This is a genomic window from Amycolatopsis sp. (assembly GCF_035276945.1).
In the GTDB taxonomy this organism is placed as follows: Bacteria; Actinomycetota; Actinomycetes; order Mycobacteriales; family Pseudonocardiaceae; genus Amycolatopsis_E.
Genome location: NZ_DATELF010000033.1, coordinates 40491 through 51754, shown reverse-complemented (window position 1 = coordinate 51754; position 11264 = coordinate 40491). Strand labels below are relative to the sequence as shown.

At 68.1% G+C, this 11264-nt stretch carries 11 protein-coding genes and 1 pseudogene; 6 read left to right on the top strand and 6 right to left on the bottom strand.

Annotated features, from left to right (window positions below; all coding sequences use genetic code 11):
* Positions 1–841: 841 nt before the first annotated feature.
* Both VJT49_RS04915 and VJT49_RS04910 read right to left on the bottom strand, forming a co-directional pair.
* Positions 842–1402 (bottom strand): hypothetical protein, encoded by a 561-nt coding sequence (locus tag VJT49_RS04915; protein WP_324163478.1) that lies wholly within the window; start codon positions 1400–1402, stop codon positions 842–844.
* A 34-nt stretch (positions 1403–1436) separates the two neighbouring features.
* Complete coding sequence (locus VJT49_RS04910; protein ID WP_324163477.1) at positions 1437–1910, bottom strand: SEC-C domain-containing protein; 474 nt, start codon at positions 1908–1910, stop codon at positions 1437–1439.
* A 296-nt stretch (positions 1911–2206) separates the two neighbouring features.
* Here VJT49_RS04910 and VJT49_RS04905 point away from each other — a divergent pair, with 296 nt between their 5' ends.
* Positions 2207–2551 (top strand): hypothetical protein, encoded by a 345-nt coding sequence (locus tag VJT49_RS04905; RefSeq protein ID WP_324163476.1) that lies wholly within the window; start codon positions 2207–2209, stop codon positions 2549–2551.
* Between the two features lie 109 nt (positions 2552–2660).
* Here the strand turns inward: VJT49_RS04905 and VJT49_RS04900 are convergent, their stop codons facing one another.
* On the bottom strand, positions 2661–3332 hold the full coding sequence (locus tag VJT49_RS04900) for a response regulator transcription factor (RefSeq protein ID WP_324163475.1): 672 nt from the start codon (positions 3330–3332) through the stop codon (positions 2661–2663).
* Positions 3329–4552 (bottom strand): sensor histidine kinase, encoded by a 1224-nt coding sequence (locus VJT49_RS04895; protein WP_324163480.1) that lies wholly within the window; start codon positions 4550–4552, stop codon positions 3329–3331. Before VJT49_RS04895 ends, VJT49_RS04900 begins: the two co-directional genes overlap by 4 nt.
* A 232-nt stretch (positions 4553–4784) precedes the next feature.
* Here VJT49_RS04895 and VJT49_RS04890 point away from each other — a divergent pair, with 232 nt between their 5' ends.
* A complete protein-coding gene (locus VJT49_RS04890) occupies positions 4785–5681 on the top strand; it encodes a DUF998 domain-containing protein (protein ID WP_324163474.1) in 897 nt (298 codons plus the stop codon).
* Complete coding sequence (locus VJT49_RS04885) at positions 5678–6226, top strand: DUF2269 domain-containing protein (protein WP_324163473.1); 549 nt, start codon at positions 5678–5680, stop codon at positions 6224–6226. Before VJT49_RS04890 ends, VJT49_RS04885 begins: the two co-directional genes overlap by 4 nt.
* A gap of 103 nt (positions 6227–6329) precedes the next feature.
* On the opposite strand, the pseudogene VJT49_RS35055 reads toward VJT49_RS04885, so the two are convergent.
* Positions 6330–6665, bottom strand: a pseudogene (locus tag VJT49_RS35055) ((2Fe-2S)-binding protein); the annotation flags it as partial.
* A 33-nt stretch (positions 6666–6698) separates the two neighbouring features.
* Between VJT49_RS35055 and VJT49_RS04880 the strand changes: the two are divergent.
* The 3 genes from VJT49_RS04880 (at position 6699) to VJT49_RS04870 (ending at position 8932) form a co-directional block, all read left to right on the top strand.
* On the top strand, positions 6699–8117 hold the full coding sequence (locus VJT49_RS04880) for a pentapeptide repeat-containing protein (protein WP_414635824.1): 1419 nt from the start codon (positions 6699–6701) through the stop codon (positions 8115–8117).
* A gap of 440 nt (positions 8118–8557) precedes the next feature.
* On the top strand, positions 8558–8695 hold the full coding sequence (locus tag VJT49_RS04875; RefSeq protein ID WP_324163471.1) for a hypothetical protein: 138 nt from the start codon (positions 8558–8560) through the stop codon (positions 8693–8695).
* Between the two features lie 42 nt (positions 8696–8737).
* On the top strand, positions 8738–8932 hold the full coding sequence (locus VJT49_RS04870) for a hypothetical protein (RefSeq protein ID WP_324163470.1): 195 nt from the start codon (positions 8738–8740) through the stop codon (positions 8930–8932).
* 324 nt (positions 8933–9256) lie between these two features.
* Here the strand turns inward: VJT49_RS04870 and VJT49_RS04865 are convergent, their stop codons facing one another.
* Positions 9257–11221, bottom strand: coding sequence for a heparinase II/III family protein (locus tag VJT49_RS04865; RefSeq protein WP_324163469.1), 1965 nt, complete (start codon positions 11219–11221; stop codon positions 9257–9259).
* Positions 11222–11264: the final 43 nt, after the last annotated feature.

The following is an 11264-nucleotide window of genomic DNA, read 5'->3' as shown; positions in this document are numbered from 1 at the left end:
TGCCGGGGATCAGCGATCACCGCGAAATGATCCACCAGATCACCCGCGACAGGCTCGGCCTCACCCGGATCGCACTCCCCCAAAGCAGTAACAACAGCAGACGACAACGGCCAGGCGACAGGCTCGTCGGCGCACGCCATGACAAACTGAGCACGCAGCGAAGCTCCCGTGGTGAGAAGTCTTTGGACGGACTCCTCCAGCTACCGGAGCTTCGCTGCCTTACCCCGCACGACACACCGACCCGATCAGGTCACATCACAAGACGATCTTGAAACGATAAAGCTATATCCTCGGCTCCGCTGGCCCGTAGCCGTTATCTCGATTTCGGCCGCGGCGAAAAGCAGGCCTGTCGCTCGGGTGCCGTCCGGTAGCCCAGCATGCCCCGGGTCAGGAATCGAGGGACGACCATGACTTCGCCGCCCGCGGCAGTCGCGGTGGAGCTGACGATCGCGATCAGGATTTCCACCGACCAGCACCGCCGCGGCATTGACCGACGCTGTGAAGAACGTCGTGGACAGTCCCGTACTGACCCACGATGCCCCCGGTGACCGAATCCTCACATTGCCGAACGGCAATCAGCTGCAGTCAACGGCAGCGTTTGACCAGAGGATTCGGTGGGGGTCGCGATTACTGGAGCGCCCTCGTCAGCGCCCGCCCACGCTGCGGCGGCCCGCCGCAGCCATCTGTGGTGATCAGTCCTCGGATGCTCGGCGCTCAACCTGAGCATCGCTTATCCGGACCGTGCCGCTATCAGCGTGGCGATTGCGTTCGTGCTGGTGGGTCAAGTGGTACTCCCCAGCCGTGTTGATCTTCTTGCGCAGCCTCGCTTCGTTCTGCGGCTTCATGCCCCAGCCCGTCCAGCGACAATACCGTCCCACTCGGTCAGGAGATCGAGGACTTCCGCGCGGGGCAGGTTGACGTGGAGTTTCGCGCACCGATCCACCACGTCCGCGGCGCGCTCGGCGGGGTAGTCCGGGGAGTACTCCAGCAGTGTTTCGCCGCCCCCGTCGCGGCACTCGTAGAGGCCGAGCAGGATGCCTGCGGCCAGTTCGGTGGCCGCGGTGGCCATGCCGAGCGCGGCTCGACGTTCGAGGTCGCGCAGGAAGGGCTCCAGGGCTTCGTCCAGGATCTCGTCGGCAGCCTCGACCGGGTGGACGTAGCCGCGACGCGGCCGGTATCCGGCGTGGCCGTTGAGTTCCTCGATGTCCAGGTCACGCAAGGCGCTGGCGACGTCGTCGGCGACCGCGGTGCGGTCCGCGGCCGACATGAGCCGGACGGCATGGTTTTCGGCGAGTTGTCGAAGGTCGGGTCGGGTGGCGAGCAACTCATCGAGCACGGTGGCCTTCTCGTTGGCGGACAAGGCCGCCAGAGCGGAGGCTTGACGGTTCGCGCGTGTGGTCATACGTGCGGGTTCCTTCGGGTTGCTGCGCGTGTGGTCAGTCCAGGGTGCCGAGGCCGTGCGGGCGGCAGCACTGCTTGTATTTGCGCCCCGAATCGCACCAGCAGGCCGCGGTCCGTGCCGGTGGCCAAGGCACCATGGCGGGTTGGGTGCGCAGGTCCGGGTAGCCGCGCAGATCTTCCGATGCTGGGTGGTTGATGTGTTTGTCTTGCAGGAATGCTTCGAAACCGGAGACATCGCCTGGCGTTTGGTTGACTCCGTGGCCGGCGCGCGAGACGAGTGCGCAGTGTCGCTCGATCTGTTGCCGGTGTTCGTCCCATGTCGTTCCGACCTCGGCGGCCAGGTGCGGCCACCGGGCAAGCAGCTTCTGGTGTTCGGTCTCCGGCCAGAAGACGGACAGTACCGTCGCAGAATAGTGGTATGTGTCGTCTGCTCCGACGGCACTCCAACTTGCGTTGTTCGTTGGCCCCATGCGCACGATCGTATAGGGGCAGGCGTGAGCTGCGGTCATCGACGTGGTTCCTCGCGGCGAAGATGCGATCGACTTCGACCGGACATCGGGTCCGCCACCTTGCTGAGTTGTTCGCCAAGATTGTCGACGAGGACGACGTGGCGTCCTTCGGCAACGCGCTGCTGCGACATCCAGAAGACGTGGCCAGTTCGAGCAATGTTGCGCTGAGCGCATCACGATCTGAAGGGTGTTGCTCTTGAAGCTGCCGCGTCGCCGGTACGCGCGGCCACCGAGTTCTATCACGCTCACCTTGTTGATCGAGCCGTGGTCGGCAAGATCGTTCGCGGTGCCCCGGGTTGGCTACGTTGCATGTGGTGCCGGGCGTGGCGATGCCGCGGCCGGCGGAGGCGGTGTTCGAAAAGACGCGGCGGGGGTTTGCTGATCATCTGCGGGCTCGGCGGTTGTCGAAGGACACCGTGCGCCAGCGGTTGCGGATCGCTCGGCAGGTGCGGGCGGTGGCGGACGGCTACCCGTGGGAGCCGGTGTGGGACCGGGCCCTCTTCGATCGGTGGTCGGCGATGCTGGCTGACAGCGTGGCCATCTCGACGATGCGCAAGTACCAGAACGATCTCGCGCTCTGGCGGCACGCGTGGCCAATCGTCACGGCGGCTCGGCGGACGCACCTCGGGCGACGGCGGTGACCGTTGCCTGGGTGAGGGTGGCAAGACGGGTGGAAGGGCACTCAGTGCCTGGGTCTGCCCGGCGGTTCTGGCGGCTGGTCGGCGCGGAGTGTCGGGTGAGCGGTCTTGTTCATTCGGTGGCTGGGCGGACCAGGCCGGTCTCGTAGGCGATCACGACCAGTTGTGCTCGGTCGTGTGCGTCGAGTTTCAGCATGGCTCGCTTGACGTGGGTTTTGGCCGTGTGCTGGCTGACCACCAGCCGCTCGGCGATCTCCTGGTTGGACAGGCCGGTCCCGACCAGGGCCAGAACCTCGCGTTCGCGGTCGGTGAGTGCGGCCAGCAGGTCCGAAGCTGGCCGCCGGTTGTGGTCGGGCTGGTCGAGGAATCGGCCGATCAGGGCCTTGGTCGCGGTGGGTGAGAGCAGTGCGTCACCGCGGTCCACGACGCGGATGGCCTCGATCAGTTCCGCGGGCTCGGTGCCCTTGCCGAGGAAGCCGCTGGCCCCGGCTCTGAGGGCTTGGAACACGTATTCGTCGATGTCGAAGGTGGTGATGATCAGGACGCGGACGCCGGCCAAGTCGTCATCCGCGGTGATCAGTCGGGTGGCGGCCAAGCCGTCCAGGTCGGGCATGCGGATGTCCATCAGGATGACGTCGGCGCGGGTCCGCCGGGCCAGCCCGATCGCCTCGCGTCCGGTGGAGGCCTCGCCGACCACCGTCATGTCCGGTGTCGAGTCGACGATGCCGCGGTATGCCATGCGCAGCAGCGCCTGGTCGTCGGCGAGCAGAACCCGCACCGTCACGTCCGATCACCCGCCGGCAGTGGCAGCACCGCACTGACCCGGAACCCTCCGGCTGGCCGGGCGGTGGCGTCCAGGCTGCCGTCAATGGCCTCGACGCGCTCACGCATCCCCTGAATTCCATGTCCGGCGCCGTCTCCGGCGGGCAGTAGTGGGGCCTCGCCGCGATGGGTGCCTCGACCGTTCCCGTCGTCTTCGACCACGATGCGCAGCGCCGTCGGTTGATAGCAGAGCCGGACATGGGCGGGCGCGCCAGGGGCGTGCTTGCCGACGTTGGTGAGGGCCTCCTGGACCACGCGGTAGGCGGTCAGGTCGATGGCCGGCGGCAGCGGGCGGATGGATCCCTCCACCTGCTGGTCGATCCGCATACCCGCTCCGCGCAACGAGGCCACCAGGTCGCCGACGCCACCAACCCCCAAGGCCGGCTCGGTGGGAGTGGCGGACTCGCCTGGCTGGCGCAACAGGCCGACGGTGTCGCGTAGATCGTCCAGGGCGGCCCGGCTCGCCTGCTTGATGGTGGTGAGCGCGTGCCGGGCCGTAGCCGGCCGGTCGTCGAAGACGTGGGTGGCCAGTCCTGCCTGCGCGTTGATCACCGCGATGTGATGGCCCATGCTGTCGTGCAGGTCGCGGGCTATCCGGAGGCGCTCTTCGACGACCCGCCGCCGGGCCTCCAGTTCCCGGCCGGTCTCGGCGCGACGAGCACGCTCCTCGACTTCGGCCACGTAGGCGCGTCGGCTCCGCGTGGCGTCACCGGCGGCCAGCGCGAGCCCGCACGCCGCGGCAATGGCCAGCTTCGCCGCATCCAACCAGGGGCCGCCCGACCCCAAGACGTGCGTGACGAACTCGGGGACTCCCGCCAAAACCAGCACCGCCACCGCGCCAGCGACCAGCACCCGGCGGCGATCACCGGCAGCGACCGCCAGGTGATAGAGCACGATCAGTGGTGCCATCACCACCAACCCATGCGATCTGCTCACCGCCATGAAGGCCGCGGCGGCAGCGACACTCACCGCCAGCGCGACCATCGGCCGGCGGCGCCGGCCGATGGTCGCGCCATACGCGACAGCGGCCGCGAGGACAGCGGTGGCGTTCGCGGTCCAGCCATGATGCAGGTCCACCGCGCTGGTGATCAGCGTGACCGCGCAGAGCGTGGCCGCCAGCGCGACATCCATCACGAACGGATGAGACCGCGCCGCACGCATCCAGGGATCCATCCCGCGCATGCCAGCCACCGCACCAGCGTATGCGCCGCACCTGCGCCGCCAGCGGAGAACACCTGCTCCACTCCGGAAACCACGGAAGATACTCCGCCGGGGGTACACGAAATACCGCACCAGGGCGACGACGCCGATACCGCGCATACGCCACGGTTGACCCATCAGGCACCACCATCCCGCGATCGAGAAAGGCGTACCGTGGCAGCCCCCCGTCTCACAACTCGAGACCGCGTCCAGCATGCCGCCGTACGCGGGGATTGTCGGCCCGATCGTGTTCACGGTCGGCTTCCCCGCCCAGGATCTCCTCCGCAGCAACCACAACCCGATCTCCCAGCAGATCGACGAACTCGAAGCCGGCTCCTACGGCTGGGTGCCGCAGGCCAACTTCGTGGTGTTCGGCCTGCTGATGATCACATCCGCGGTGGGACCGCATCGTGGGGTGCGCCTGGCCGGGCCAGGGACAGCGGGTCCGGCGATCGTCGCCTGGAACGGGGCCGGGCTGGTGATCGCCGCTATCTTCCCGATGCGCGAAGACGCCGACGGTCGCATCTACGATCCAACCGGCGTGCACCACGTGAACGGCGCGATCTTCTTCTGGACCACCGGTCTCGGTCTCGCTGCGCTGTCCCGCGGGCTCGCCCGTGACCCCCACTGGCGAGACCTGGCAACCTACACACCGCCAACCGGTATCGCGCTACTTGCGATGGCCGCGATCACCGGCCCCCTGGCCCGTCTGGAACCGGTCGACCTGGACCCATGGGCCGGCCTGGCGCAGCGGGCGACTCTCGCGGTCTGGCTGCCGTGCATCGTCATCCTCGCGCTGCGGCTGCGACGTCTGACCGGCGTCACGGACTCACCAGCGCACCCCGGCGGAAGGACTCTCTTGACTGACCCACCTCTCGACCCGGAGACAGCTACCGACACCGGCTACGCCGCCATGCCGCGCTGGGTGAAGGTGTTCGGGATCCTCCTCCTCGCGATGATCCTCGCCTTCCTCATCACACTGATCACCCGGGGCCCGCACCGCCCCGGCATGCCCGGAATGCGGCACAGCGCCGGCACCACACCGACCTCCAGCGCCGTGGCACCCGCCGGCAACGGCGGTCACAACCCAGCTGACTGGGGCCACGAATGACCATGACACCGCGCACCCGCAGGTTCGCGCTCACCGCGCACATCGTCTCCACACTCGGCTGGCTCGGCGCCGTCCTGGTCTTCCTCGCACTCGCTGTTATCGGCCTGACCAGCCCGGACGCCCAGGCAGTGCGCGGCGCCTATCTCGTGATGGAACCAGCCGCGTGGTACGTCCTCGTCCCGCTCGCCTTCGCATCGCTGCTCACCGGGCTCATCCTGGCACTAGGCACCACCTGGGGACTGGGCCGGCACTACTGGGTCCTGTTCAAACTCGTCATCAACGTCTTCGCCACCATCGTCCTACTGATGTTCATGGAAACCTTCAGCATCATGGCCAACATGGCCGCGGACCCCGCAATGGCCACCGCCGATGTGCGAGCGATGGGAACCTTCCCCCGCGACCACGCCGCAGCGGCCGCGCTGCTCCTGCTCGCCGCCACCCTGCTCGCGGTCTACAAACCGAAGGGCAAGACCCGCTACGGGCAACGCAAACACCGCCAACCGCGAACCAACCAACGCGAACAACGGGCGGCGCCCATTCCATAGACACAACACGCCCCCCGCACGAGCGAACCTCGTTCCAACTCAACGCCGCTGATCGGATCTTCGTGTATCCGGGGCAGCGGCACAGGTTCCCGGAAATCGCTGCCTCGACGTCACCTCCGGCGGTGGACATCGCCGTCATGCTCGCGACGAACCCGGGCGTCCAGAAGCCGCATTGGACCCAGCCTTGCTCGGTCAAGGCCTTGATCGGGGTCTGGCCGGCTTCGGTGCCGGCGATCCCTTCGATGGTGTCGATCCGAGCGCCGTCGGCGCGGCCGGCCGGTATCAGGCAGGCATTGAGCGGGCGACCGTCGACCAGCACGGTGCACGCGCCGCATTCGCCTTCACCGCAGCCGTACTTGGTGCCGCGAAGACCAAGCCGTTCGCTTGTCGGGGGGTGTGCCGCCCGAGCGTCAACCCGTACCCGTCGGCCAGCTCGAATCGCCAGTGCGCTCGCCCGTCACAACAGGCGAAAATGACCTTTGTGACGGATCTCGGGCGGGTGAGGTGGCGCGCCGTACTGGGCGTGGCGACTGGAACAGTCATCGGTGCTGTGGCAACCACGGTGCTGGCGGGCTGGGTCGACTGGAACGCGGTCGGCCGTTTGCTCAGCCCACACGCGTTGTCGATCATGCTGTTCGTGGTCGCGGTGGCGCTGCTGGGCGTCAACGGATGGCGACTTGTCCGACCGCATCGGCGTCCGCGGCGGCCAGCGACGCCCCTGAGCTGGTGGCTGGTCGCCGCAGCCGCCGTCGTGATCGCGGGTATCACGTGGGGTGCCACGACGTGGCTGCTGGAAGAAGCCGACCGCGCCCAGGACCGCGCAGCAGTGCGGGTGGAAGCGATCAAGACCGGGCTGAGTATCGGCGCGGGCGCGGGTGGCGTGCTCGCGCTTCTGCTGTCTGTGCGCCGGCAGTGGCATCAGGAGCTCGCCGCGTCGGACGTCTCGCATGACGCGTCCGAGAGGCGGGTCACCGAGCTCTACACCAAAGCTGTGGAGCAGCTCGGCTCCGCGCAGGCTCCCGTTCGCCTAGGAGGGCTCTACGCGCTCGAGCGTCTCGCGCAGGACAACCCGCCGCAGCGGCAGACGATCGTCAACGTCCTGTGCGCCTACCTGCGTATGCCGTACCAGCCACCTGGCGAGGCGAGCCACGACGACGGTACTGAGCGCGTCCAGGAACGCGAGGTACGGCTGGCTGCCCAGCGTATCCTGGTTGCCCACCTGAGCAACGAGGACTCCAGCAGGACACCCGACACGTTCTGGGACGACATCGACGTTGACCTCTCCGGTGCCACACTGATCGACTTCACCGCGCGAAATCTCGTGCTGAGGCGGGCGTCCTTTCGGTCGGCCACCTTCATTGGCGAGGTCGACTTCTGGGGCAGTATCATCGTCGCGGAGGCGGACTATCGGGACGTCACCTTCACGGCCCGGGTCGATTTCGGGTGCGCCAAGTTCGTTGGTGACGCCGCCTTCAACTCGGCCGCCTTCAACAACGATGCCTTCTTTGGCGGGTCCCTTTTCAACGACGTGTCGTTCCGGTGCGCCACTTTCGCGGGTGACGCGATCTTCGGCATGGCCACCTCCTCCTTGCGAGTCTTCGATGCCGACAGTTCGTTCAGGCCGACCACTTTCACCAGCGAGGACGAATTTATTTCCGCCGGCTTTGACGGTAGAATCAAAGACATTGTCCTCCTGAACCCTCCGGTGTTCGCCGGAGCCACGGAGTTCGCCTCAGCCGTTTTCCACGGCGCCGCCTATTTCCGGGGAGTCTTGTTCGGCGGAGAGGCCCACTTCGAGGCCGCGCGGTTCAGCGGCCCGACCGATTTTGTGTCCACCACCTTCGAAACCGGCGTGCCGCAGGAAATCGCCCGATTCGTAACTCACGACTAGCCCAGATGTTCGCGCGACCAGCAGACCGGAGGTGACCTCGTGTAGGTGATCTCTGGTTGTGAGCTCGTCGTCGCTTGCCGGTGTGAGTCCGGTCCGGGTAGCTGTCGGGAGGACCGGTAGCAGCCTGGCGGCTTCGTGGGGAAACCCGCGGGGTCGAAGCCCAGTGTCGAAAGCCCTGTAACGGGTGGAGCGACTGTGCGGTCCGTAACGTTGCGCGAAGCCTGCTGCGTCGTTAGAGGTCCAGCCCGTTGGGTGGGGTGTAGGGAGAGCCGAGCTGCCGAAATCACGGTGAAGGCCAGGGAAGGCGCATCGCCGCTGGGCGGGGTCAGGGCGTTGCCAGAGTTGGGCGCGCTCCCCGCAGCCGACGCTGGTCCGGTCCACGGCCAGCTTGCCGGTGAAGGTTTCCCGGGTGTAGTCAGCCGCGTGGCGACGGTCGGTTGATGGGCTGGACGCGCGCCCTCGGAGCGCCATCCGATGCCTTGCCGGTCGACCTGCCTGAGCTGATCACGCTTTACCGCAGCGTCACCGCCGGGAAATCACTGCTGATCCTGGTAGACAACGCCTTCTCGACCAAGTAGGTCCGCCCGCTGGTCCCGACCTCGACGACCAGCACCATTCTGGTGACCAGCCGCCGCCAGTTACGCGGGCTGCTCCTCGCGGGGCTTCACCCAGTGGACCTGGATCACCTCACGCCGCACGCCGGTGGCACCCTGCTGGCCGCGCTGGCCGATCTGATCAACCGTCTCAACACCGACCACGGCGCCACCCGGCGTTGCATGTGGACGAGGCATCCGTGGGAGGAATCCTCGACATGAGCTACGACGACACGACACCGCGGGCCTGTACCGGCTGCTGGCCGTGCACCCCGGTGCCTCACCGCCGACCCGCTTGCCACGGCTCTCGACCTGCCCGTCGCCGACGTCGAACGGGGCCTGGCCCGGCTGGCCGACGCCCATCTGATCACCACCGTGACCGAGGCCGGGTATCGCCAGTACGGCTTCCCACGCGAGCACGCCCAGAGGCTGGCGGCGCGCCACGATGAGGCCAACGTGCGCCGGGCCGCGCTGCGCACGTGATCGAGTGGTACCTGCGCCGGACGGCCGCCGCCGACATGGCCATCAACCCGCGTTCGCGACGGTTCAGCCCGGGGTAGCGCGAAACCGCTCCATCCGGACGGTGAAGTGACCTCCGGCGGTGGGATCGGTGACGGTGAGGGTGAGTCTGCTCAGCCGATCTCCCCATGCCGCGCGCAGCAGAGGGTCGTCGAGGCGCCGGTGTTCGATTTCCGGGGTGGCGCGTCTCGGATCCCAGCCGATCCTCAGCGAGCTCCCTCCGGCGGTGATGGTCGCGCTTCCCTCGGCCAGTTCGACGTCGCCGGCCAGGATGTGCCGGAGCAGCACCGGTCCTGGGTGGGGCGGCCAGGCGTCCTCGATCAGGACGTGCGCCGGAGTATCCACCTCGGCGCGGACCAGCCGCAGCGACCTGCGCCAGTAGTCCAGCAGTCCCGGCGGATAGGCGCCGGCGAGTTCGGCGTGCAGGGCGGCACTGGTGGTGGTCAGTTCCACGCGCACTTCCTCCGCCTGGTGGGTGGCGCCAGGCTGCTGCGTGGCTCCCGGCTCGGGCACGTTGTGCCAGCCGCTCTGCAGGGGCCATGCCTGGTATCGGTCCGGTCCGAAGCTCGCCGCGGTATAGGTCGGCTGGCCCACGTCGACGACCATCGGCCGGCCGTCCAGAGCCACCCAGTACGAACCCACGTCGAGGTGGTTGTGCCGCTCACCGTTGTGTCCCGCCTTCGCCGCCAGGACCAGTCCCTCGGTGGTTCCGGCCGCTTCCCTGGCGACAAGCACCTGCACCCGGGGCAGCCAGGTCTCCCGTGCTGCCCACCGAACGCCGGTGTCCTCGCTTTTGGTGAGCGCGTGGTGCCACCGGGGGTCGGACAGTCCGGCCAGCGCCCGGCCAAGGCTCGTCCGCGGCCATCCGCGACCGCACGCTACCGCGTACGCACGGACGTCGGGGTCCGCCAGCCGTTCGCCCCAACGGAAGAGCACGTGCCATGGCTGATCGGTCGGGAGCCGGGCGTGCGCGTCACCGGCGTTGACGTAGAAGTCCCCGCCGAGATACATGCGGTGCGGGAACTTGATCAGCGGTGCGAGCACGGGCAGATCGCGCGCGTCGAGCGTGGGGCCGCCCGCGTCGGCGAGCAGGTCGAGGGCCTCGAGCAGGCGGCAGGCGCCCTGCCACCAGTAGGCGACGCCCTCGTCGATCCCGCCGTCGTCGGGGAGCACCGCGAGGTAGTGGTCCAGACCTTCGATGACGAGCCGAACGAGCCGCGCCCGCCGTTCCTCCTCGTCGGTGAGCAGGAGAGCCGCGGTGAGCACCGCGCCATGGATCCAGGGATTCCAGTTGTGGGCGTCCCCGGCCAGGCCGATCCAGTGCCAGTCCCTGATCCGCTCGAACGGAGCCAGCACCCTGGTGTCGACCTCGCGCCGGAGCCGCCGCCGCAACCCGGGAACCCGGAGGTCCAGGTGCGGTCCCAGTACGTGGTCGGACCAGGCCAGGAGGGACGCGACCTCCGCGGCCCCGAGGTCGACGAACGGCTCGTCGGGGTCCGGCAACACCTCGCCACGAGCGGTGGTGAAGCGGTCGTGCGGTGCCCAGCACCAGGTGCCGGTCTCGGCCAGGGCGAACAGCGCGTCGGCCGCGGCGTCCAGGTGGGGTGTGTCTCCCGGCGGGGCGCCGGCCGTCGCCACCTCGCCGGTGAGCGTGGCGGCGAGCACGAGGAGTGTCGTCCGCTCGCGTAACCGCCGGGCGGAGTCCTCGTAAGCGGTCCGCACGCCGTCACGGAACGTCCGTGCCCAGTCCGACGCAATCAGGATCGGGGGGTCCCGGCGGAGTTCGGCCGCCGCCTCGTCCAACAGGGCGGTGCGAGTGTCCGGGTCCACCGCCTCCCATACCGAGCGTGCGGTGACGTCGGGGACTGGCAGCCGCGCGTGTGCGTCCCGCAGCAGGTTGGCCAGGGGATCGGGGATGGGGCCGGGGTCGAGGACGGGGCCGAACCGGGCCTGGAGGGCGTGGTGTGCGGAATCCGGCTCGACCAGACCCATTGTTGCTCCTGATTGATTTTGATCGATGTTGTTGACTTCAACT

Excerpts from the sequence above, each read along its gene's own strand:
- VJT49_RS04915 (WP_324163478.1), bottom strand. The coding sequence starts at position 1,402 with ATGACCACACGCGCGAACCGTCAAGCCTCCGCTCTGGCGGCCTTGTCC.
- VJT49_RS04910 (WP_324163477.1), bottom strand. The coding sequence starts at position 1,910 with ATGACCGCAGCTCACGCCTGCCCCTATACGATCGTGCGCATGGGGCCA.
- VJT49_RS04895 (WP_324163480.1), bottom strand. The coding sequence starts at position 4,552 with ATGCGCGGGATGGATCCCTGGATGCGTGCGGCGCGGTCTCATCCGTTC.
- VJT49_RS04890 (WP_324163474.1), top strand. The coding sequence starts at position 4,785 with ATGCCGCCGTACGCGGGGATTGTCGGCCCGATCGTGTTCACGGTCGGC.
- VJT49_RS04885 (WP_324163473.1), top strand. The coding sequence starts at position 5,678 with ATGACCATGACACCGCGCACCCGCAGGTTCGCGCTCACCGCGCACATC.
- VJT49_RS04880 (WP_414635824.1), top strand. The coding sequence starts at position 6,699 with ATGACCTTTGTGACGGATCTCGGGCGGGTGAGGTGGCGCGCCGTACTG.
- VJT49_RS04875 (WP_324163471.1), top strand. The coding sequence starts at position 8,558 with ATGGGCTGGACGCGCGCCCTCGGAGCGCCATCCGATGCCTTGCCGGTC.
- VJT49_RS04865 (WP_324163469.1), bottom strand. The coding sequence starts at position 11,221 with ATGGGTCTGGTCGAGCCGGATTCCGCACACCACGCCCTCCAGGCCCGG.